Source organism: Marinobacter oulmenensis (assembly GCF_014201735.1).
Taxonomy (GTDB): domain Bacteria; phylum Pseudomonadota; class Gammaproteobacteria; order Pseudomonadales; family Oleiphilaceae; genus Marinobacter; species Marinobacter oulmenensis.
The window spans coordinates 310931-334127 of the sequence record NZ_JACHFE010000005.1 but is presented as its reverse complement, the minus strand read 5'-3'; the positions used below and the strand labels follow the sequence as shown (position 1 = coordinate 334127).

Below are 23197 nucleotides of genomic sequence, written 5' to 3'. Positions count from 1 at the left end.
CTCTCACGCCATGTTCGCACCTACTCGTCCTTGCCCTTGTCCGCCGGCTTGTGCTGCATAAAGCCCTTGATCATGTCCATCGGCAGGGGGAACACGATGGTGGAGGAATTCTTGGTGCTCATGTCCGACAGGGTCTGCAGGTAGCGCAACTGCATGGCGCCGGCTTCGGAGGACATGACTTCCGCGGCCTCCACCAGTTTCTTCGATGCCTGCAGTTCACCCTCGGCGTGGATAACCTTGGCCCGGCGCTCCCGTTCGGCTTCGGCCTGACGGGCAATGGCGCGGATCATGGAGTCATCCAGATCCACGTGTTTGATTTCCACGTTGGCCACCTTGATGCCCCAGCCTTCGGTCTGGGCGTCGATGATTTCCTGGATGTCGGCGTTGAGCTTGTCACGCTCAGACAGCATTTCGTCCAGGTCGTGCTTGCCCAGCACCGAGCGCAGCGTGGTCTGGGCCAGCTGACTGGTGGCGTCGCCGAAGTCCTCAACCTGAATGATGGCTTTTTCCGGGTCCACAACCCGGAAATAGAGCACCGCACTGACGTGCACCGTGACGTTGTCCCGGGAGATGACGTCCTGGGTGGGCACATCCAGGGTGATCACCCGCAGGTCGACCCGCTCCATCTGCTGGATGCCGGGAATCACGATGATCAGGCCCGGGCCTTTGACGCTCTGGAAACGGCCCAGGAAGAACACCACGCCGCGCTCGTACTCGGGCAGGATCTTGATCGCCGATCCGAGGATCAGCAACAGCACCACAGTGGGTGCGAGATAGGGAATGAAATCGCCCAGGTTCATACGGCCTCCTTGGTTTTGCCGTTAACGTTCAGTGATCAGCATCCTGCGGCGTGACCCGCAGGACCAGTCCTTCCATTGCCTGCACCCGGACCGGCGTGCCCCGGGTGATCGGCTCCTGGCTGAGTGCATTCCAGCGCTCGCCATTGACCTGCACATGGCCCTGGTAGTGGTTATGGTCAGCCCGGAAGTCGTCCATCGCCTGGCCCGTTTCGTGGACCATCTGCTCGCTGCCACTGACCGGGTGTTTGCGCCTCAGGCCGATGAACCGGGTCACCGTCCAGAGAATGAAACCACCCGCCACCACGGCAGTGCCACCGATGGTGGGCAAGGAAATGTCCCGGTGACTGCCATCCATCAGGATGACCGAACCGGTCACGAAGGCGACGATGCCCCCCACACCCAGTATCCCGAAGCTGGGCACAAAGGCTTCGCCAACAATAAAGGCCAGCCCCAGGAGAATCAGTGCCAGCCCGGCGTAGTTGACGGACAGCACCTGGAAGGCGAACAGCGCCAGCACCAGGCTGATGGCCCCGATCACACCGGGCACCACCGCACCGGGGTTGGCCAGCTCGAAAATGATGCCGTAAAACCCGATCAGCATCAGGAAATAGGCGACGTTGGGGTCGGTAATGACGGACAGCAGGCGGGTGCGCCAGTCCGGCTCTGACCGGACCAGCTCAAGATCGGCGGTGGACAGCGTCTGCTCACCGGAGGCAAGGGTCACGGTGCGCCCATCCACTGCCTCGAGCAGGGCATCAAGGTCCGGCACAACCAGATCGATAACGTTGCGCTCGCGGGCTTCAGCGGCGCCCAGGTTAACGGCGTGGCGGACCGCCGCTTCCGCCCAGTCGGCGTTGCGGCCGTGGCGATCCGCCAGCCCGCGGATGTAACTGACCGCGTCTTCCAGCACTTTTCGCTCCATGGCGGAGCCGGGCTCGCCACTGGCGTTACTGTCGTCTTCGGAGGTGTCCGAGTTGTCTGAACCGGAGTCGCCGGTGCCAGGCAGGCCGCCCATCTGTACCGGGGTCGCGGAGCCCAGATTGGTGGCCGGCGCCATGGCGGCAATGTGACTGGCGTACAGGATGTAGGTGCCGGCACTGGCCGCGCGTGCACCCTGGGGAGACACATAGGTGACGACGGGCACCTCGGATGCAAGGATGGTTTTTATGATGTCGCGGGTCGAATCCATCAGGCCGCCTGGGGTGTCCATTTCCAGGATCACCAGTCCGGCACCCTGATCCCCGGCCTGCTCAATGCCCCGGATCAGGTAATCCGCTGTGGCCGGGCCGATCGCGCCTTCCACCGATAGCAACAGGGCGCTGTCAGCATCGAGAGAACGGGCCTGGAGCGGGCTGGCCAGGATCAACAGCAATACCAGGCTGCTCCACAGGGTTGCGATCGTGCGGCTCATGGCAGTCTCCCTTCGGCCGTCGACGGCCGATGTTATCAGCCGGCCTCAGAAATACAGGGTCTGGCCAGGGTCCGATCCGGAGCCCGAGGTGTCCTGTGTTTCATCGGCCACCATGCCCTTGAGTTTCTCACCAACCATGGTGGGGATGCCATCCGCCTGGTCCACCGCAATCTCGATGGCCTGGCGTTTAAGATGAACATCCGGGTGCTGGTCACGGAACCGGGCAAGCTCCGCTTCCACCTTCTGCCAGAGCGCCTGGCGGTCTTCGGCCGGGTACTCCTCGTGAGGCCGGTGCACCTCCAGCCACACCTCGCCTTCGGACAGGCCCAGCTTGACGGGCTGGCGAATCACCTGCACGGAGGTGCCTTTGCCCACCTGATGCACGAAACGGGAGATATCCTCGTTGTACATCCGGAAACAGCCGTGACTGACCGGCATCCCCACCCCAAACCGCTTGTTGGTGCCGTGGATCAGGTAGCCTTTCTCACTGAGCAGCAGGGCATGGCTGCCCAGGGGATTGTCCGGGCCGGGAGGGATCATCCGTGGCAGGTAATCCCCGGACGCCGCGTATTCCGCCCGGATACTTGCCGGGGGATACCAGGCGGGGGACTCCAGCGGCATCGTGACCTTGGCATCCGCCAGCGGCGAAGGATTCTCTTCCGTGCCAACACCAACCGCGTAGACCTGCACACCCTCATCGGTGAAATAGTAAAGGCGGTACTCGGCCAGGTTGATGACAATGCCTTCCCGGCGCACATCCGGCATCACGTAACGGCGCGGCAGGGTAATGGTGGTGCCTTCGCCCGGCAGCCAGGGATCGACACCGGGGTTGGCCTTGACCAGTTCCAGATACCCCAGGGCCTGATTGCTGCCAATGCCGGCGAAGGTATCCTCATACCGGGTGGTGAAGGCCTGTAGCTCCCCGGCCAGATCACCGGACAGTTCAAAGGTGGGCACCCGCGGGGCCCGCTGTGCTGCCTGCGCATCGGATTCGTTGCTTTGCGCTGCATGGCCGGAAACCGGCGATACCAGCAAAAGGCCCAGCAATAACAGGCAACCATTTTTCAACCGCATAGCTTTCCATTCCAGTTCTTATCGGTTCTCCGGGGAATGACTCCGGAAAACGTCAGGAGTTCATCACGGTGGCCCATACCGTCACTACGGCAAGGATCACAAACAGGATACTGGCACTGATTCTGGCTGTCGCCAGTGGCAGACGTTCCATCAGCCAGCCTCCGGCCAGGATGACCGGCACATTGGCCAGCAGCATACCCACAGTGGTACCGATGATAACCCAGAATGTCTCAGTATACTTGGCGGCCAGTACCACGGTGGCCACCTGGGTCTTGTCGCCAATTTCAGCCAGGAAGAACATGACCGTGGTTGCCATGAAGGCGCCCATGCCCAGGAATTTCGAGTCCTCGCTGTCGTCCTTGTCCGGCACCAGCAGCCAGAGGGCAATTGCCACGAAGCTGACGGTCAGTATCCAGGGCAGCCAGGCATCGGGAATCCAGCTCGCCACCCAGGCGCCAAGCCACGCGGACAGGGCGTGATTGAGCACTGTGGCAACCAGAATACCGAGAATGATGGGGGTACGGGTGGCGTAACGTGCCACAAGAAACAGGGAAAGCAGTTGGGTCTTGTCGCCGATTTCCGCGATGGCGACCGCCAGGGTTGAAGCTAGAAAGGCATCCATTCACACAGACCTCAGGGCGGAGATTACCAGACACGAGGCAGCTCACCTTCCGCCCTCTGGAGGTGATCTGCCCCGGGTCTTGCCAATCCCGCCAGTCTGGTGCGGGACACGATAGCCACGGAGATTGAGCTCCAAGCATGTTGACTACCGTTCGGCCTGCAGGACGCAGGCGAAGGCTACTCCCCCGAAGGAAGGGCCATACTAATCGATTGCCATCAGCACCTCAACCGCCGCCAATGGCCATAAAGGTCACTTCTGGGCTTCAGCGTTTTCCAGAATACGGTTGAAGACCTTGAGCGCACATTCGATTTCCTTGTCCGGAATGCCCGCCAGCATTTCCTCACGCAGGTTTTCGGCACGCTCGGACAGCTCTTCCATGAAGTCGATACCGGCCTTGGTCAGGTACAGACGACGGGCCCGGCGGTCGTTGGGACAGGGGCGGCGCTCAATCAGGCCCTGCTGTTCGAGGCTGTCCAGCAGACGGACCAGCGTCGGATTCTCGATCGCCATGAGGCTGGCCAGTTCCCGCTGGGTCAGCCCTTCACCCCCCTGCTTGAGGTACACCATGGTACTCCATCGCGCCTGTGTGACCCCCAGGTCCTTGAGGCGCTCATCAAGCATCTTGCGCCAGCGGCGGGTAACCCTGGCAACCGCAAAGGGAAACTGATCTCTCATGGTGTTACTCCTGATCGTCATCCGGTCGGACCGGCATGGAATACCGGACAATCCGGCACAAGACTTACCTTATCGAATATTTACCAATAGTAAGCTAACCGATGAAATAAAAACAGATGTGCAACCGAAATCATCATCCCGGAAAACCGAGGGAAAACCGCCACCAGCAGCTTACCCTGCCTCCCGGTGGACTTCGGTGGCCACCTCTTCCATATCCGGAGCTTCCTGGAACTCGGTGTTCCGGGGATCCATCTCGGTCAACACAGCGGAGGTTTCCGGCATGGCAGCCACAAAGTGCTCCTGATCCGCCACCGGCACATCGTCGGTATGGCTGATCCGGTAGCTGGTAATCAGCGCCAGCACCATCAGGAAACCGGCATTGCCGTAGAAAAGCCCGGAGGGCCCCAACAAATCCATCAGCTTGGCCATCACCACAGGGCCAATGACGCTGCCGACACCGTAACTGAGCAGCAGGGTGGCACTGGCTGCCACAATCCGGTGGCTCTCCATGCGGTCGTTGGTGATCGCCACCGCGATGGGGTAAATGCTCGCCGACAGCCCGGTAAACAGGCCAACCAGGATCGTCAGCAACACCAGATTGAGCGCTCCGAGCAGGGCCACGCCCACAGCTGACAGGGCGGCCAGCAGTCCCACCCAGAACATCACCCGGCGCCGGTCAAAACGGTCACAAAGCCGACCCAGTGGCCAGGCCAGTAACATGGCAGCCACGATGGCGCTGGCCATGAACGTGGATGTCCGGGCTACATCCAGCCCCACCAGCGTGGCGTATACCGGGCCCAGCGCGTAGAAGCCCCCGATCATCACACCGCAGATCACGGCGCCGGCAACGCCGGAAAAGGACTCGCGGGCCAGTTTGAACACCGACATCCGGGGCGCAGGTTCAATCACCGGTGCCTCCATTCGTGTCAGTGACAGCGGAACCAGCGCCAGCGCCAGCAGGATAGCCGCCAGGGAAAACGGCATGAAGTTGGCCGGGTCTCCCACATTGATGATCAGTTGCCCCCCGGCGGCGGACAGATAGAAAACAATCTGGTAAACGGCAAAAAGCGCACCCCGGGTGGTGTTGGTTGCCCGACTCGAGAACCAGCTCTCAATCACAACCAGTACACCCGCTATACTGAAGCCTGACAGAATCCGGAGTATGGCCCAGAACATGCTCGACACCGCCATGGGGTACATCAGGGCGGCCACTGCCGCCATGGCGGCAAACACGGCAAAGGCACGGATATGGCCAACTCGGGTGATGATTTTCTGGACAAACAGCGTTCCCAGAACAAAACCGATGGAATAGCACACCAGAACCCAGCCGATCACGTCCGGCGCCACCGACTCAATGCTCAGGCGTATGCCCAGCAGGGTGGACAGAAAGGCGTTACCGCTGACCAGCAGAACAATGCTCATTATCAGCGCAGACAGGGACGCGACCATTCGGGTCATCAAAGGCTCCGGAATCACTTACATGCAGGTTTTAAAAGATAGCAGCCTCAACGGTCGGCTGCTGGCCATTTAAGCAGCAAGCCTGAGATCCGTGAACTAGGCACTTGCCGAGATTACCGTGCCGTTGGCAGGCTATTTGACAATGTTTTACATTAATGGGACGTAACACACCCCGCTTCCGGGGACGGGTAACATAGCTCCCTGCAATCTATCGGATCACGAGCACCTGGTTATGAACAGAACGGACTGGCCCATTCGGTGGGACCTGTTGCTTCGCTACAGGCTGATCGAAATTGTTGCCCTGTGGGAGGGGCGTCTGACCACTAACCATATCTGCCATACCTTTGGCATCGGTCGTCAGCAGGCCTCCAAGGATATCAACACCTATCTCCGGGAGCTGGCGCCGGGCAATCTGGTCTATGATCGCCACCTCAAAGGCTATGTGCCGGCTCCGGAATTCCGTCCGGTCGTGACACAGGGGCAGATCAATGAGTATCAGGATCTGATCGCCCGCCAACATTCCCTGAGCAGCACCTTTGAAGCCCTGGACCTGACCGTGCCTGGCTCCACCCTGGTGCCGGAACCTGGCCGACGGATTGCTCCGGAAGTCATGCGGGCGGTGGTCACGGCAACACGCTATCGGCGGCCGCTAAGAGCCAGCTACGTTTCCCTGAGCCGGCCGGAAGCCGTGGAAAGCCTGATGGAACCCCACACCCTGGTGTGCACTGGCACCAACTGGCATGTGCGGGGCTGGTGTAATGCCAACAGGGAATACCGGGACTTTGCCCTGAGTCGCTTCACCGGCCAGCCTGAGGCTCTGCGTGAACGGGCCAAACATACCATTGACCGGGACGAGGACTGGCAGCGGATGGTGACGCTCGAGATCGTACCGGACAAGCGCCTGACCGAAGCCCAGCAGGCCATTATTGCCCGGGATTTCGGCATGGATGACGGCTACCTGACCCTGCAGAGCCGGGCGGCCCTGGCCCCCTACCTGCTGTCCCGTATGGGCATCACACTGGACAACAACCATCCGGACCCGCTGGTCCAGCAACTGGAGCTGGCCAACCCCGATCAGCTCGGCTTCGGCAGCAAGCGTGAACGGGCACTCAAAGCCATTGCCGGAGTCTGATAAGCTGCCCGGGTGATTACACCGATCCGACTGCTACCAGCCGCTCTGGCAGCCCTTCTGCCTCTGGCTGCGAATGCCGGCGCTACAGGAGTCTGTGGCGACCCGGCCACGCCGATTCACCAGGTTCAGGGTGAGGGGGCTGCCTCGCCCCTTCTGGGCCGGGAGGTAACCGTTGAAGGGGTAATGACCCTGGACGCCCGCCACCCGGGCGGGTTCAAAGGGTTCTACCTGCAGCAGCCCGATGCCCTCACAGACGGCAATCCGCGAACCTCTGAGGCTCTGTTCGTCTATACCGATCATTCCCGTGGCCACCCCGGCGATCAGGTACGGGTGACCGGTGAGGTCAAGGAATATCACGGCCTGACCGAACTGGTCGCGGTCCAGTCCATGTCGGTGTGCGGCAAACGTCCGATGCCGGCTGCCACCGATGTCTCCCTGCCCTGGTCCCGGTCGCCCGAATCCCTCGAGAACATGCGGGTGCGCCTGACTGACCCTCTGGTCATTGTCGATACCTACAATCTGGGCCGCTATGGCGAACTGACGCTGGCGCCCGGGGATCCGGTCATGCCAACCGAATACATGGCACCGGGGCCGGAGGCCCTGAACCGTTACCAGTCCAGCCCCCAACAACAGATCACACTGGATGATGGCCAGGGCGAACGCGAGCCCCGGCCCGTTCGCTGGCTGCAACAGGTGGACTCACTCCGGGCCGGTGACACCGTCTCCCGCCTGAACGGCGTTCTCGATTTCCGCTTCGAGCAGTGGCGCCTGCAACCCGCAAAGGCGCCGGTATTCACCACAACCAACCCGCGCCCGGCACCACCTCCGTCACGCCCTGACAACCATCTCCGGGTGCTCTCCATGAATCTGCACAACTATTTCAACGGCGACGGCCGGGGCGGCGGCTTTCCCACCAGCCGGGGCGCACAGACACCGGAGGCACTGGCAAGACAGAGCCGCCGGCTCATCAACGCCATCCAGGCTGCCAGCCCCGACATACTGGCGGTGACCGAGCTGGAAAACGACGGCTACGGGAACAACAGTGCCATTGCCGACCTCGCCCGCCACCTGGGACCGGCGTGGCGTTTTGTGGCCACCCCGGGCGCGGACGGCAATGATGAGATCCGTACCGCATTGCTGTACCGGTCAGACCGGGTGCGGGCAACGGGACCGGGGCATCGACTGACCGTCGGTCCTTTTGCCGGCAAAGGCCGCCCGCCGCTTCTGCAGACGTTCACACCTGTCGGCGGCAACACCGGGATCCAGGTTGTGGCAGCACACCTGAAATCCAAATCCTGCCGGAATGCCAAGGGCAATAATCAGGCCCGGGGGGATGGCCAGGGCTGTTTTGCCACACGCCGGGTCGCGGAGGCCGAGGCCATCATCTCGGCCCTGGCCGACAGCAAAGATTCCGGGAAGGTGGCAGGCACCGTTCTGGCGGGCGATTTCAACAGCTACGCCATGGAAGCGCCGATGCAGTTACTGGCGGAGGCGGGCTTCACCAGTCTGGTACATAAGTACCACCCCTGTGGCCCGGACAACTGCCCGCACTACAGCTATCGGTTCCGCGGCCACCGGGGCACCCTGGATTACATCCTGGCCTCGGAATCACTGGTATCCCGGGTAGGGCGGGCCCTGACCTGGAACATCAACGCGGATGAGCCCAGAGTCCTGGACTATCGGGGCAAAGCCGACATATCCGGTCCCTGGCGCGCCTCGGATCATAATCCGGTGATTGTCGACCTGGACCTCAGTCAATCCCGATGATCTTGTGCATCTGCAGGGTCAGGCGCCAGCGGGGGTGGGCCAGGCAGTAGTCCGTAGCACGGCGGGTATTGCTCATTTTGACCGGATCGTCACCGTGTTCGGGAGCACTCGGTGATGCCATGGGTGAGAGAAAATAATGGCGGGCCCGGATGTCCTGAAATCGCTCCGGCGGGGCCAGCGGCTGCGGGTAAACCAGCTTCAGTTCATCACACTCGGCAATCACCACCGCGGCATCGGCTTTTGGCGAGACACACAGCCAGTCAATACCGGCAGGCGCTGGCAGGGTGCCATTGGTTTCCACCCCGACTTCGAACCCGGCCGCATGAAAGGCGGCAATCAGGAGCTCATCCAACTGGAGCAGGGGCTCACCGCCGGTGCAGACCACATAGGGGGCGCCACCGGCGTTTTCCGGCCAAAGGCGACGGACATGCTCCGCCAGGGCCTCGGCCGTTTCGAACCGGCCACCATTCTGACCATCGGTGCCAACGAAATCGGTATCGCAGAAGTCGCAGACGGCGGTGGCACGGTCCTTCTCCCGGCCAGTCCACAGGTTACACTTGCTGAACCGGCAGAACACAGCGGCCCGGCCGGCCTGGGCGCCTTCGCCCTGGAGGGTGTAGAACGCTTCTTTGACCCGGTACATCAGGCGCCGCTCTCATAGTCCAGGGGATCGGTCACGCCATTGTCGGCGAAGGCCTCCAGCCGCTCCACACAGGAACCGCAGCGGCCGCAGGCCTTGTCCCGGCCGTTGTAGCAGGTCCAGGTCTGGCCGTAGTCAAGGCCAAGCTTCAGCCCTTCGGCCAGGATCTGGCCCTTGTCCATGGCCATAAAGGGCGCTTCGATCGCCACCGGCTGGTAATTGGCCACCCGGCACACCGCATCCATCTTCTGGACAAACTCAGGGCGGCAGTCCGGATAGATCGCATGATCACCACCATGGGCACCGTACCAGACCGAGCCCGCGCCCAGGGTCACCGCGTAGCCGGTGGCGAGAGACAGCAGGATCATGTTGCGGTTGGGCACCACGGTGGATTTCATGTTGTCTTCTTCGTAGTGCCCCTCCGGTACGTCAATATCCGAGGTCAGCGACGAACCACTCATCACCTCGCTCATTGCCCGGATGTCGATCACCTTGTGGGAAATGCCTTCGGCCTGGCAGACCGACCGGGCGGCTTCCAGTTCACGGACATGGCGCTGGCCATAGTTAAACGACAGGGCGTGGACCTCAAGGCCCCGGGCCTTGGCCCGATGCAGCAGGGTGAAGGAATCCATGCCTCCGGAATAGATAACAACAACAGAATCAGTCATGAGTGTAACGCCGGCTGAGTAGGGGATTTGTCATCGGGGTTTGCGCAATCATGGGCACATTGTAACAGTGCCTCGCGCGGTTAGGTTCGCGTCGGGGACGGATCGGCTGTAAACTCAAGCGAAAACGAAGAAATCCAGCAGTGGCGCTATGACACCAGAGTTCGAACCCGCATTCATCGACTTTGAGGCCTCCAGTCTCGACCTGATCGCCAGCTACCCGATTGAAGTCGGCATCTGCATGCCCGACGGTGGGCTGCACAGCTGGCTGATCCGCCCGGAAGGGCGCTGGAGTGACTGGTCAGAGAGTGCCGAGGGCATCCATGGCATTTCCCGCCAGCGTCTGATGGACGAAGGCATCAGCGCCGGTGAGGTGGCAAGACAGCTCAATGCGCTGCTGCCGGAGCAGGTATTCTGCGACGCCTGGACCTTCGACAGTTTCTGGCTGCACCGGCTCTACCGGGCCGCCGGTGAAACACCCGCTTTCCAGTTGGAATCCATATCCATGCTGCTTGAGCCGGCCCAGGTCCGGGAATGGTCAGGGGTGCGCCAACAGGTGATCTCGGATCTTGGCCTGCCGGTGCACCGGGCAGCCAACGACGCCCTGATTCTTCACCAGACCTGGCGCAGAATCATTTTGAGTGACGAAGCCGCAGCGCAATAACTTCCAGTCCATCCCGCACAGTGTGCAGCGTCCACCAGGTGGCCAGCGCCATCAGGCCGGCACCGAGCACGGTGAATGACAGATCATCGCCAACCACCTGATCCCCGGCAACCACCAGGTACATAATCACGGCCACGATAAGAGCGGCTTCGACGACAAAATCTGAAAGAAACTTGTTTTGTGCGGGTTCGGGGTCTTCGGGCATGTTCGTAGGTCTCAACCTCTTGGTCTATGCGGTTTTTGATGACCAGATTGTCGCCAAAAAACCGTCACATGGCTGTACGAACTAATGGCTACGCAGATACCGAGACGAAAAAAAAGCAGCCATAAGGCTGCTTTGAAAGGAGAGATCCATGTGATACCTGGAGAACAGGTATCTGGATTGCACAACGTAAAAACACGTGACAGGACGAAGTATGAGGCTGCGCGCGGATGGCGTCTGTACGGGGTTACCACATCCGTAGCCGCCGCAGTCAGTCGGGCTATTGCAAAGCCCGTGATTGCCGATACACTGGTAGACGAGATCGAATTCAAAGAGCCGATATGACCAACTCGACGTCCATGAACATGACTTATTTCACCGCTGGGTGCCTCCGAGGGCATTCTGCGCGCGCCATCATGAAAGACAGTTGACGGCTTTCGGTCAGTTCCGGGGGCCGCTACGGCAACCGGGACAGCTTCTCCGCCAGACCCCGGTTGCCTGAGGCTCCGGGGTTTTCTGTTTTTGCAGCCGCAAAACGACAAGGAGAAGATCATGAAAAGACATCCGACTTCACGCGCAGCCAATCAAGCGGCCGGCAACCGTCAGGGCCCGGTCAAGCGCCCGGAAAAGCTGCCACTGCTGGATGCCATCTGCAAAAAGCTGAATCAGCGCGTCAACCTGGATGACGAACAGCGGGTGCTGGGCCTGTACGAACGGGGCTGGATATTCAACGGTGTGCTGGCCAACATGAGCAGCGCCGAGGCCCGCTATGTCCGAGCGCTGGCCAGCCGCTACAATTCCTGGATTGCCCGCCAGGTCGCCTGAACCCTGACCCACACCAGGCCGGACCGCCCGGTTCGGCCATTACCCGTTTTCAGCCCGGCTTGCGGCTTCGCGCCGCCTCCGGGGCACCCGCTTCAACCACACGATCACGCCCCTGCCGCTTGGCCAGATACATGGCCTTGTCCGCCGCGATGCCCAGGCTGTCGGCATCTCCGCCATGCTCCGGGTACAGGGCAATCCCGATACTGATGGTCAGGTAGATATCGTGTGACGGGTTCAGGGAAATAGGCGTTCGCCGCACCCGCTGGCGAAGACGTTCAGCGGTTTCCCTGGCCTCCTCCCGGGCCATCTCCGGCAACAGGATGGCAAACTCCTCACCACCGAACCGGCCAACGGTGTCCACCGAGCGCACACTTTCCCTGAGCGTACGGCTGACCGAGCAGAGCACGGCATCCCCGGCGGCATGGCCCCAGGTGTCGTTGACATCCTTGAAGTGGTCGAAATCGACCCAGAGCAGGGCCATGGGCCTGCCGTAACGATCGCAGCGGGCCATTTCCTCCTCGATGATGCGGGTAAACTCCCGGCGGTTGACCAGACCGGTAAGCGGATCACGGGTGGCCAGCTCAGCCAGTTCGTTTTCCAGCGCCTTGCGGGTGGAGATATCCAGGATAATGCCTTCCAGGACCATGCTGCCGTCCTCATCCCGCACCGCGCAGCCCCGCTCCCAGACCCAGAGGGAGCGTCCGTCCTTGCCGGTAATGGGGTATTCCACAGAGAAGGCCTCATCCCGGGCGGTGGCTTCGGCGACCCATGCGGCGACCTCCCCCGCGGCGTCATCATCAATCAAATCCGCGAAGCTCCGTACCCGGTTGTGGATGAGTTCCTCCGGCTGATAACCGGTGAGCTCCACGCAGCCACCCGAAACAAACAGCATGGTCCAGTGCTCGTCATTGAGGCAGCGATAGGCCATACCCGGCAGATTGTCCATCAGCACGGTCAGTTGGCGCTCACGGCGCCACAATGCCTCCCGCTGGCGCAGTTGTAACCGCAACCGGACGCGATCACTGCGCAACTGGCGGTGGAGGCCTACGGCCAGGACCAGACCGGTCACCAGTACAAAGAAATAGCCCTTCCAGGTCTGCACCACCGAGAGAGTCGCAGGATCCGGAAACCAGGCCTCCGCCAGGCGGTCGGAAAACGTAATCCAGAGCAGGCCTGCCGACAGGTACAGGAGCACCGCCCAGACCGTCCGTCTCAACGGGCCATGCCGGTCCTCCAGGCGCCGCAGGGCGTCGCGTTCCGGACGTTTTGGAAGCATTTTGGTACCGCTCACCATTCTGGGTATGTATACATACAAGGTAGACAGTCCGGGGTGACGGGTCGAGTGGCCGGTGGTGCTACAATGCCCGGCAAATCACTCTCTGCCCGGATCCCGATCCCGCAATGAATCACATTCACGATTTGCTACTGATTGGCGGAATCATGCTGCTGGCACTGGGCGCCCACACCATTGGCCAGCGGCTGCACGTGCCCCGGGTCACCCTGCTGATCCTGATCGGGGCCGTTGCCGGCCCGCAAATGCTGGACCTGGTCCCGGCCAAGGCCAGCAACAACTTCACCCTGGTAACGGAACTGACGCTGGCCATGGTGGGCTTCCTGCTGGGGGAGCGGATGGCCTTCCGGGATCTCCGGCAGGGCCGGGCAGCAATCATTATCAGTCTCAGTGTCACGGTGGGCACCGCGCTGGTCATTCTGCTGGCCACCTGGCTGGTCACCGGTAACCTGGCAGCTGCCCTGTTGCTCGCGGCCATTGCCACCGCCACCGATCCGGCCGCCACGCTCGATGTCATCAAGGAGTCCGGCGCCAGGGGGCCGCTCACCCGTACCCTTGCCCAGGTCGTCGCGATTGACGATGCCTGGGGCGCGATACTGTTCAGTGTCCTGCTGGTGTTTGCCGAACTGTTCAGTGGCAACGGCCACAGTATCGGAGCCACACTCGGGCACGGCGCCCTGGAAGTGGTGGGTGCCCTGATGCTCGGCACCGTACTGGGTCTGCCCATGGCCTGGCTGACCGGCCGCATACGCCCGGGCGAGCCCATGCTGCTGGAGTCGGCGGGGTTTGTTTTCTTCGCTGCCGGCATGGCCGGACTGCTGAACGTGTCTTACCTGCTGACCAGCATGGCGCTGGGCGTCACCGTCGCCAACATGGGACGGCACCATGTCCGTCCTTTTCGCTCCATCGAGGGCATTTCCGAGCCTTTCCTTGCCATGTTCTTTTTCCTGGCCGGGTTCAGCCTGGACTGGTCCGTTCTGCCGACACTCGGGATGCTGGGCGCGACCTATGTTCTGGCCCGGATTGGCGGACGTATCGCCGGAGGCTATGTCGGCGGAGTACTGGCCGGTTCCAGCCCGGATATTCGCCGCCGCAACGGCGCCTGCATGCTGCCCCAGGCCGGTGTCGCCATGGGGCTCGCCCTGGTGGCAACCGACCGCATGCCGGAGCTGACCTTCCTGCTGCCACTGGTGATCGGATCCACGGTGATTTTCGAGGTCATCGGCCCGCCGGTCACCCTGTACCACCTGGGTAAGGCCGGGGAAGCGGGCAAGGCCGGTTCGATGTTTGACGACGACGCCTGAACGACAGACACAAAAAAACCGGAACCCCGTGGACGGGATTCCGGCTTTTCGAATCACTCCGGTGACAGACACCGGAGTCGCTCACCCGGGGGCGGTTATTCTGCCGCTTCAGCAAACTCCGCCAGGATGCTGTTCAGGGTTTCGCTCGGCTGCATCACGGCACACACCTTGTCTGCCGGAGCGTGGTAGTAACCACCGATATCAGCGGCGTTGCCCTGAATAACCGTCAGCTCTTCAAGGATCTGATCCTTGCGGGCTTCCAGTTTCTCGGAGAAGCGCTTGGCGAATGCCTTCAGGTCCTGGTCCTCATCCTGCTCCGCCAGGGCAGCTGCCCAGTGGCAGGCCAGGTGGAAGTGGGAACCACGGTTATCCAGCTCCCCCACCTTGCGGGACGGCGACTCGTTATTCTCGAGCAGTTGCCCCACAGCGGTGTCCAGCGTCTGACCCAGCAGACGGGCACGGGCGTTGTCGTGTTTCTCGCCCAGCTCCTCCAGGGAAACCGCCACGGCCAGGAATTCACCCAGGGAATCCCAACGCAGGTGGTTTTCCCGGATCAGCTGCTGAACGTGCTTGGGCGCGGAACCGCCGGCACCGGTTTCGTACAGGCCGCCACCGTTAAGCAGCGGTACGATGGACAGCATCTTGGCACTGGTGCCCAGCTCCAGAATCGGGAACAGGTCCGTCAGGTAGTCACGCAGCACGTTACCGGTCACGGAGATGGTGTCCTCACCACGGATCATGCGCTCCATGGTGTGATTGATGGCATCCACCGGCGACATGATACGGATATCCAGACCGTCGGTGTCGTGCTCTTTGAGGTAGGCCTCGACTTTCTTGATCAGCTCGGCATCGTGGGCCCGGTTGCTGTCCAGCCAGAAGATGGCCGGCATGCCACTGGAACGTGAACGGTTCACCGCCAGCTTGACCCAGTCGCGGATCGGGATGTCTTTGGTCTGGCAGGCGCGCCAGATGTCGCCTTCCTCAACCTGGTGCTCCATCAGCACCTTGTCGTCAGCGATCACGCGTACGGTACCGGCTTCCTTGAGGATAAAGGTCTTGTCGTGAGAACCGTACTCTTCGGCTTTCTGAGCCATCAGGCCGACGTTGGGAACGGTGCCCATGGTGGTCGGGTCAAACGCACCGTGCTTCTTACAGAAGTTGATGGTTTCCTGGTAGATGGTGGCGTAGGAACGGTCCGGCAACACGGCCTTGGTGTCACGCATGCCGCCTTCGCTGTCCCACATCTTGCCGGAGCTGCGGATCATCGCCGGCATGGAGGCATCGACGATCACGTCGCTCGGCACGTGCAGGTTGGTGATGCCGTTGTCGGAATCCACCATGGCGATTTCAGGACGGTCCTTGTAGATCTTGGCCAGGTCCTGCTTGATGTCGTTCTGCTTGTCTTCCGGCAGCTGCTGGATTTTCTCTTCCACAGAAGAGACACCGTTGTTGGCGGTGACACCGATTTCCTCGAACAGGTCGCCGTACTTGTCGAACAGCTCCTTGTAGAAGCTCTTGACGGCGTAACCGAAGATCACCGGGTCGGACACCTTCATCATGGTGGCCTTCAGGTGCAGGGAGAACATGATGTCGTTCTTCTTGCAGTCTTCAATCTGCTCATCGAAGAACTTGAGCAGGGCTTTCTTGCTCATGAAGGTGCTGTCCAGCACTTCACCGGCCAGCAGCGGCAGCTCGGATTTCAGGACGGTCTTCTCGCCGTTGGCATTTTCAAAAACGATTTGCGCGGTGGTGTCGTTTTCCAGGGTCACGGACTGCTCGGCGGAGTAGAAGTCGCCGTCTTCCATGTGTGCCACGTGGGTCTGGGAGTCGGAGCTCCACTCACCCATGGAATGCGGGTGCTTACGGGCGAAGGCCTTGACGGCGGCCGGAGCGCGACGGTCGGAGTTGCCTTCACGCAGAACCGGGTTAACCGCACTGCCCAGCACCTTGGCGTAACGGGCTTTGACTTCTTTCTCTTCGTCGGTCTTCGGCTCTTCGGTGTACGCGGGCACTTTGTAACCCTGGGCGTTGAGCTCCTTGATCGCGGCGTTCAGCTGGGGAACAGAGGCACTGATGTTCGGCAGCTTGATGATGTTGGCGTCCGGATCCTTGGTGAATTCACCCAGTTGAGCCAGAGCGTCCGGTACCCGCTGATCGTCTTCCAGGTAGTCCGGGAAGTTGGCCAGGATGCGCGCCGCCAGGGAAATATCGCTGGTTTCAAAGTCGATGCCGGCTGGCTTGGCGAAGGTTTCCAGAATCGGGAGCAGGGAACGGGTCGCGAGGGCAGGTGCCTCATCCGTCAGTGTGTAGACAATTTTGGCTTTGGGAGCTGTCATTTTCGTCCTCAGGCTAATGGGTGGATTCGGGACGGTCATCGGCGGGCCCTGGGTCTTTTGGACGAGCAGGCCGGCACCATGACGGATTCAGAAACTTTTGATAGACCTACTAAGATACCATTTTCTGGCAAATTTTGGTTACGATCTTAGTATAAGAACGGACTTAAAGTGCCTGATCTTTCGTGACAGCACGATGAAAAGGCCGGATTTTACGAAACTTTCTAAAATTCGCGCTTTTATAACCCTGCCAGGCCCGGCCCCCATAAAAAAGGCGCCCGGAACACAGGGGGTCAGGGCGCCTGAAACGCAGATCATCACAGCGGGTTGTCAACAATCCGGTGGAAAAGACCGTCAGTCAGCGGGAAGCAGTTCCACGTTTGCCAGTTGCTCACGAATACGGTCCAGCGCCTCCGGATTGCCCAGGGCATCCCGGTTATCCGCCTTGCTGGAGCCGTTGATCAGCCGGGCCACCGCCAGCTCCACCTTCTTGCCGCTGCGGGTGTAGGGAATGTCCGGCACCTCGACAATGTGTTTCGGTACATGCCGTGGACTGGCGCCCTGACGGATACGGGTCCGCAGTTGCTTGGCGAGATCGTCGGTCAGGTGCTGGCCGTCGGCCGGTACCACCAACAGCACGACTTCCACATCCCCCTCAGTCTGGCGACCTACCACCAGGCTGTCCTTCACCTCGGCGACGGTTTCCACCTGCCGGTAGATTTCAGCGGTACCGATACGCACCCCGCCCGGGTTGAGCGTGGCATCGGAACGGCCATAGATGATCGCACCACCGTGTTCCGTGAACTCGATGAAGTCGCCATGGGCCCAGACACCGGGGAAGGTGCTGAAATAGGCCTCGCGGTAACGCTCGTCGTTCGGGTCATCCCAGAAGCTGACCGGCATGGACGGCAGCGGCTGGCGGCAGACCAGCTCGCCCCGGCCCTGACTGACCGGCTGGCCGTCATCGCCATAGGCCACGGCATCCACACCCAGGAACCGGCACTGGATTTCGCCCCGGCGTACCGGCAGCAAGGGGCAGGCCCCCACGAAACAGCCGCAGATATCGGTACCGCCAGCAATGGAGCCCAGCAGAACCTCCGGTGCCCCTTCGCTGTAGATCCAGTCGTAATCCTCCGGCAGCAGCGGAGAACCGGTGGAAAACAGGACCCGAAGCGCAGTCAGGTCCAGATTTCTGGCCGGCTGTATTTCCGCCTTGCGGCAGCCGGCGATGAACCGGGCACTGGTGCCAAAGTGCGTCACTTTCTCAATGGCCACGGTGTCCCAGAGGAAGTTGAGATCCGGATAGCCGGGAGAACCATCGACAGTAATCACCGCCGCGCCGGTCAGCAGCGCCGAGGCCTGCCAGTTCCACATCATCCAGCCACAGGTGGTGAAATACAGGAACCGGTCACCGGGGCCAACATCCCCGTGCAGCATCAGCTCCTTGGCATGGTTGACCAGCAGACCGGCGGTGCCGTGGACGATACACTTGGGCTTGCCGGTGGTGCCGGACGAATAAAGGATGTACACCGGATGGTCCGGATCCATGGGCTCAAAGGACGGCGACTGGCCTTCACCCTGGGCCAGGGCATCCTCCCAGGTGGTGACCAGGTCGCCAGCCAGCGGTGCCTCATCCGGCAACTGCTGGACACTGACCACGGTTTTCAGGGACGGCAGCTGGCTGACCAGTTGCGCGAAGTCCGCCTGGCGAGCAAACACCTTGCCGCCATAGCCGTAACCGTTCACCACCACCAGGGCCGCAGGCTCAATCTGGCCAAACCGGTCATTGATCGCCCCGACACCGAAGTCCGGCGAGGCGGAACTCCAGATGGCGCCCATGCTGGTCGCGGCCAGCATGCCGACCAGCGCTTCATAGCCATTGGTCACCACCCCGGCCACGCGGTCGCCCTTGCTGACACCCTGACTGCGCAGGAACGCTTCCAGGGCACCGGCGTCGGCTTTCAGTTCGGCGTAGGTCCGACGCAGTACCGGACGGGTTTCACAGTAAGCAACCACCGCCTCATCATCGGCATGCTCTCCGTCTGCCAGACGCAGCAGGTTGGCAGCGAAGTTCAGCTTCATGCCGGGGAACCACTCGGCCCCCGGCATCTCCCGGCTACCGAGCACCTGTTCTGCCGGGGTGTCGCTGACCAGGCCGCAGAAATCCCAGACTTTCTGCCAGAAAGTCTCAAGATCACTGATCGACCACTGATACAGGGCATGGTAGTCGGCAAACGGGCCAAAGCCCTGGCCTTCCAGCCAGGTCTTGAAGCGGCCCATACGGGAGTCCCTCAGGGTGGTTTCCGAAGGAGACCAGACTACCGGTGATTGTTCTGTTGTACTCATCCGTCTCTCCTGAAATGTTATTGCATATGCCAGCCGTGACTGACCACGATGGACTGGCCGGTCAGCGCGGCAGAGGGGAACGCCGCCAGATGCACGGCCAACTCGGCCACGTCTTCCTGGGTGGTAAATTCCCCATCCACGGTATTTTTCAGCATCACCTTGCTGATCACTTCCTCTTCGGAAATGCCCAGCTCCCTGGCCTGTTCCGGAATCTGTTTGTCCACCAGTGGTGTACGCACAAAGCCCGGACAGATGATGTTGCTGCGAACGCCATACTCCGCGCCTTCCTTCGCCACAGCCCGGCACAGGCCGAGCATGCCGTGTTTGGCGGCGACGTAAGGCGACTTGAGCGGCGAGGCCTCCAGTGAATGCACCGAGCCCATGTACAGCATGGTGCCGCCATCGCCCTCGTACATGTGCTTGAGTGCCGCCCGGGTCACCAGAAAGGCCCCGTCCAGGTGCACCCGCATGACCTTGCTCCAGTCGGCGTAAGCCAGTTTGTGCACAGGGTCAATATGCTGGATGCCCGCGTTGGCGAGGGCCACGTCCAGGCGCCCCCACTGTTTGACCACAGAGTTGACGCCCACGTCAACCTGTTCTTCATCGGTCACGTCCATGGCGACACCCATGGCAGTGCCACCGGCCTGCTCAATGGCTTCCACGGTCTCACGGGTGGCGTCCAGGGTCAGGTCGGCCACGGCCACCTTCGCACCCTCGCGGCCGTAGGCCTCGGCGATGGCACGGCCAATGCCGCGACCCGCACCGGTAATCAGCGCAACACGGTTTTGCAAACGCATGACAATTTCTCCTTAGTCATAGGCCACGCTGGGCAGCCAGGTCGCGATTTCCGGAACCAGGAAGACAATCGCCAGGGCAACCAGCTGGATAAGAATGAAAGGGATAACCCCACGATAGATGTCGGTGACCTTGATCTCCGGTGGCGCCACCCCTTTGATATAAAAGAGTGCAAAACCAACCGGCGGCGTCAGGAAGGACGTCTGCAGGCACATGGCGAACAGGATGGTGAACCACACCAGATCGAAACCCAGATGCTGCACCACCGGTGCAACCAGCGGCAGAATGATCAGGGTGATTTCCACCCAGTCCAGGAAGAAGCCCAGGATAAAGACACCAAACAGAATGGTGAGGATCACACCATAGGGGCCGAATGGCAGGCCAAGCAGGGCCTCTTCGATAACCTGGTCACCACCGAGCCCCCGCAGGACCACCGAGAAGGCGGTGGCGCCCAGGAAGATGGCGAAAATGAAAGCAGCGGTACGGGTGGTCTGCTGCAGAGAGCTGTTCATCACCTGCAGGTTCAGCCGACCAGAGATGAGCGCCAGCAACAGGGCGCCCATGGCACCGACACCGGATGCTTCAGTGGGTGTCGCCACCCCGGCAAAAATGGAACCAAGTACGCCCAGAATCAGAGCAGCTGTGGGCAACACCGCCTTGGCCACGTCCCAGACCACCGACCAGGTGATTTTCTCGATCCCTTCCGGAACCGGCGCCACCTTGGGCTGAAACAGGGGGCGGAGCATGGCGTAAGCCACATACATGGCACCCAGCAGGAGGCCCGGCAGGAAGGCACCCATGAACAGGTCACCGACGGACGCTTCGGGCACCGCCAGGCGGTCGGCCATCAGCACCAGCATGATGGATGGCGGAATCAGGATACCCAGAGTGCCCGTGGCGCAGGCGGTGCCCACGGCAAAGCCCTTGTCGTACTTGTTCTCCATCATCACCGGCAGGGACAGCATGCCAAGAAGGACCACGGAGGCACCAATAATGCCGGTGGTGGCGGCCAGCAGCACACCAATCACAATCACGGTAACCGCAAAGCCACCACGAACATTGCCGAACAGCTTCACCATGCTCTTCATCAGCTTTTCAGCCACACCGGACTGGTCCAGCATGATCCCCATGAAGATAAACATGGGCAGGGCAACCAGGGTTTCGCTCTCCACGATCCCCCAGATACGTTCCGGTACCAGTCCCATGGAGGACGGGTAGTCAAACCACAGATTGGCACCAAAATCCTCAACAGCGACAACCCCGATCAGGGTCCAGATGACGGCCGTGCCACCCAGCACCCAGGCGACGGGATAGCCGGTCATCAGCAGCACGCCGAAGGTCAGGAACATGCCGATTACAAACAGCGCTTCAAGCTCCATCAGGATGCGTCCTCTTTGTTCTCAGTGCCGGTGATGATCCGGATGGGTTTGGGAAAGCCGAACAGCAGCGCTGTGACCTTCAGCAGTCGCGACAGGGCAGCAATCAGGATCATGGCAAAAGACAGTGCCAGCACGGCCTTGAGGACCCAGCGATGGGACAGACCAGCCGGCGCCTGGCTGGTTTCACCGACCTCCCAGGAACTGATGGCGTAGGGCACCATTTCGTATACGGCCAGTGCCAGGAACGGCATCAGCAGGCACATCAGGCCAAACAGCTCGATCCACGCCTGAGTCCGGAGCGAGAGCCGCTCATGCAACACATCCACCCGCACGTGATCATCGACCACCAGGGTGTACGCCAGGCCCAGCAGCCAGCCAGCCCCCGCCAGGTGCCACTGCACCTCTTCAAGCAGGACCGACCCCTGGCCAAAGACGTAGCGGCTGACCACCGCATAGATAATGACACCGGTCACGACCAGCCAGAGCCAGGAGGCACCCTTGCCGATCGCCGTCATGGCTGCATCCAGCCACTGGCTGATCCGGGTGGTCGGCAGTTCGGTGTGATGATGGAGAAATTCGTCCGCGACCGGAATGGGCGTATAACCGCCCTTCGGTGCGTCGTGTTCAGACACCGTCATGATGGCGTTCCTCACTCAGAAAACCTTGTGGAAAAACACGGATGGCCCCGAAGGGCCATCCTGTTGGTCCGGACACCGGATCAGAATCCGGTGTTCAGCTCTTAGCCGGCGTTAGAGGTCCGCCGGCAGGTAGGCGCGCTCGTCCCACACCTTGTAGGTTTCCATGAACTCCTGCTGGCTTTCATAGACGCGCTTGAAGTCGGCATCCTTGGAGGCTTCCTCCTTGAGCACCTCATCGGTCACGTCTTTGAGTTCCAGCAGAACGTCGCGGGGGATCTGCTCGGCGTGAACGCCTTCATCCTGGAATCCGGCCAGGACCTTGCCGTTCTTGTACTCGCCTTCGGCCAGGCCGCGGGTGGTGGCAGCCGTACAGGACGCTTCAACCAGGGCTTTCTGGGCTTCGGTGGTCTTCGCCCATTCGTCCTTGTTGATCAGCATGTACTGGGCAGTGAACTGCTGGTGCCAACCCGGGAACAGGTTGTACTTGACCACCTGATCGAAACCGAGCAACTGGTCGATGGCCGGCATGGAGAACTCGGTGCCATCGATGGTGCCCTTCTCAAGGGCCTGGTACAGCTCGCCACCCGGCATCATGGTGACTGAGGCGCCCAGCTTCTCGAGCACCTTGCCGCCGAGGCCGGCGAAGCGGATCTTCATGCCCTTGTAGTCTTCCAGGGACTTGATGCTTTCCTTGTACCAGCCGGCGGTTTCAGGACCGATGATGCCGCACAGCTGGGCGTGCACGTTAAAGCCTTTGTTGGCGTAGACTTCCTGCAGCATTTCGTGGCCGCCACCGTAGTAGTACCAGCCAATGTAGGGCCACGGCTTCATACCGAAAGGCACGGCCGCAAACAGGGGAACCGCCGGCACTTTGCCCTGGTCATAGCCGATCCAGGTGTAACCCGCAGCGATCTTGCCGTCAGAAACGGATTGCAGAATATCGAACGGCGGCACCAGCTTGCCCGGCTCGTAAACACGAACCTGGATGCTGCCATCAGACGCGGTGGTGAGGTTATCCGCCACCCATGCGGCCGGAGAACCGAGGCCAGGGAGGTTGGTTGAGAAGGCAACAGGCATTTTCCAGCGCAGGTCGTCTGCAAAGGCGGAGCCTGTGGTAAGCGCAATCGCACCGGCCACACCGGTGAGAGCCTTCAGAAGTTTCATTGGCAAGTCTCC

General features: G+C 61.1%; 21 protein-coding genes. 5 read left to right on the top strand and 16 right to left on the bottom strand.

Annotation, left to right across the window (positions count from 1 at the left end):
• Positions 1-20: 20 nt before the first annotated feature.
• The 6 genes from HNR38_RS11675 to HNR38_RS11650 all read right to left on the bottom strand — a co-directional run bounded on the left by HNR38_RS11675 (position 21) and on the right by HNR38_RS11650 (position 6040).
• Positions 21-800, bottom strand: coding sequence for a slipin family protein (locus HNR38_RS11675; protein WP_183704288.1), 780 nt, complete (start codon positions 798-800; stop codon positions 21-23).
• 28 nt (positions 801-828) lie between these two features.
• Positions 829-2211 (bottom strand): NfeD family protein, encoded by a 1383-nt coding sequence (locus HNR38_RS11670; protein ID WP_183704286.1) that lies wholly within the window; start codon positions 2209-2211, stop codon positions 829-831.
• Between the two features lie 45 nt (positions 2212-2256).
• Complete coding sequence (locus HNR38_RS11665) at positions 2257-3285, bottom strand: L,D-transpeptidase family protein (RefSeq protein ID WP_183704284.1); 1029 nt, start codon at positions 3283-3285, stop codon at positions 2257-2259.
• Positions 3286-3337: 52 nt separating this feature from the next.
• Positions 3338-3907: a TMEM165/GDT1 family protein gene (locus HNR38_RS11660; RefSeq protein WP_183704282.1), complete on the bottom strand. Its 570-nt coding sequence runs from the start codon at positions 3905-3907 to the stop codon at positions 3338-3340.
• Between the two features lie 249 nt (positions 3908-4156).
• The gene (locus tag HNR38_RS11655; RefSeq protein ID WP_183704280.1) at positions 4157-4582 is read right to left on the bottom strand and encodes a MarR family transcriptional regulator; all 426 of its coding nucleotides are present in this window, start codon (positions 4580-4582) and stop codon (positions 4157-4159) included.
• 171 nt (positions 4583-4753) lie between these two features.
• Positions 4754-6040: an MFS transporter gene (locus HNR38_RS11650; RefSeq protein ID WP_183704278.1), complete on the bottom strand. Its 1287-nt coding sequence runs from the start codon at positions 6038-6040 to the stop codon at positions 4754-4756.
• 232 nt (positions 6041-6272) lie between these two features.
• On the opposite strand from HNR38_RS11650, the gene HNR38_RS11645 reads away from it, so the two are divergent.
• Together HNR38_RS11645 and HNR38_RS11640 are read left to right on the top strand one after the other, a co-directional pair.
• The gene (locus HNR38_RS11645) at positions 6273-7172 is read left to right on the top strand and encodes a BrxR family helix-turn-helix transcriptional regulator (RefSeq protein ID WP_183704276.1); all 900 of its coding nucleotides are present in this window, start codon (positions 6273-6275) and stop codon (positions 7170-7172) included.
• A 12-nt stretch (positions 7173-7184) separates the two neighbouring features.
• Positions 7185-8939, top strand: a complete 1755-nt coding sequence (locus tag HNR38_RS11640) for an ExeM/NucH family extracellular endonuclease (protein WP_343068298.1) — start codon at positions 7185-7187, stop codon at positions 8937-8939.
• Here HNR38_RS11640 and queE read toward each other — a convergent pair.
• Together queE and queC are read right to left on the bottom strand one after the other, a co-directional pair.
• The gene (gene queE / locus HNR38_RS11635; RefSeq protein WP_183704274.1) at positions 8923-9582 is read right to left on the bottom strand and encodes a 7-carboxy-7-deazaguanine synthase; all 660 of its coding nucleotides are present in this window, start codon (positions 9580-9582) and stop codon (positions 8923-8925) included. The genes HNR38_RS11640 and queE overlap by 17 nt on opposite strands.
• Entirely contained in the window at positions 9582-10247 is a 666-nt protein-coding gene (gene queC, locus HNR38_RS11630) for a 7-cyano-7-deazaguanine synthase QueC (protein WP_183704272.1), read from the bottom strand. Before queC ends, queE begins: the two co-directional genes overlap by 1 nt.
• Positions 10248-10395: 148 nt before the next feature.
• On the opposite strand from queC, the gene HNR38_RS11625 reads away from it, so the two are divergent.
• Positions 10396-10908 (top strand): 3'-5' exonuclease, encoded by a 513-nt coding sequence (locus tag HNR38_RS11625; protein WP_183704262.1) that lies wholly within the window; start codon positions 10396-10398, stop codon positions 10906-10908.
• On the opposite strand, the gene HNR38_RS11620 is transcribed toward HNR38_RS11625, so the two are convergent.
• Positions 10877-11113: a hypothetical protein gene (locus HNR38_RS11620; RefSeq protein ID WP_183704260.1), complete on the bottom strand. Its 237-nt coding sequence runs from the start codon at positions 11111-11113 to the stop codon at positions 10877-10879. The genes HNR38_RS11625 and HNR38_RS11620 overlap by 32 nt on opposite strands.
• 549 nt (positions 11114-11662) lie before the next feature.
• On the opposite strand from HNR38_RS11620, the gene HNR38_RS11615 reads away from it, so the two are divergent.
• Positions 11663-11935, top strand: coding sequence for a hypothetical protein (locus tag HNR38_RS11615; protein WP_183704257.1), 273 nt, complete (start codon positions 11663-11665; stop codon positions 11933-11935).
• Positions 11936-11984: 49 nt separating this feature from the next.
• Here the strand turns inward: HNR38_RS11615 and HNR38_RS11610 are convergent, their stop codons facing one another.
• Positions 11985-13211: a GGDEF domain-containing protein gene (locus HNR38_RS11610; RefSeq protein ID WP_183704254.1), complete on the bottom strand. Its 1227-nt coding sequence runs from the start codon at positions 13209-13211 to the stop codon at positions 11985-11987.
• 125 nt (positions 13212-13336) lie between these two features.
• Between HNR38_RS11610 and HNR38_RS11605 the strand changes: the two genes are divergently transcribed.
• Complete coding sequence (locus HNR38_RS11605) at positions 13337-14530, top strand: cation:proton antiporter (protein ID WP_183704241.1); 1194 nt, start codon at positions 13337-13339, stop codon at positions 14528-14530.
• A gap of 95 nt (positions 14531-14625) precedes the next feature.
• Here the strand turns inward: HNR38_RS11605 and HNR38_RS11600 are convergent, their stop codons facing one another.
• From HNR38_RS11600 to HNR38_RS11575, 6 genes are all read right to left on the bottom strand, one after another.
• On the bottom strand, positions 14626-16866 hold the full coding sequence (locus HNR38_RS11600) for an NADP-dependent isocitrate dehydrogenase (protein ID WP_183704238.1): 2241 nt from the start codon (positions 16864-16866) through the stop codon (positions 14626-14628).
• A gap of 351 nt (positions 16867-17217) precedes the next feature.
• A complete protein-coding gene (locus HNR38_RS11595; RefSeq protein WP_183704235.1) occupies positions 17218-19209 on the bottom strand; it encodes an acetoacetate--CoA ligase in 1992 nt (663 codons plus the stop codon).
• Positions 19210-19226: 17 nt separating this feature from the next.
• Positions 19227-20006: a 3-hydroxybutyrate dehydrogenase gene (locus HNR38_RS11590; protein WP_183704231.1), complete on the bottom strand. Its 780-nt coding sequence runs from the start codon at positions 20004-20006 to the stop codon at positions 19227-19229.
• 12 nt (positions 20007-20018) lie between these two features.
• Entirely contained in the window at positions 20019-21383 is a 1365-nt protein-coding gene (locus tag HNR38_RS11585; RefSeq protein WP_183704228.1) for a TRAP transporter large permease, read from the bottom strand.
• Positions 21383-22021: a TRAP transporter small permease subunit gene (locus HNR38_RS11580; protein ID WP_183704225.1), complete on the bottom strand. Its 639-nt coding sequence runs from the start codon at positions 22019-22021 to the stop codon at positions 21383-21385. The genes HNR38_RS11585 and HNR38_RS11580 overlap by 1 nt, the downstream gene beginning before the upstream one ends.
• A 111-nt stretch (positions 22022-22132) precedes the next feature.
• On the bottom strand, positions 22133-23185 hold the full coding sequence (locus HNR38_RS11575) for a TRAP transporter substrate-binding protein (protein WP_183704222.1): 1053 nt from the start codon (positions 23183-23185) through the stop codon (positions 22133-22135).
• Positions 23186-23197 lie beyond the last annotated feature (12 nt).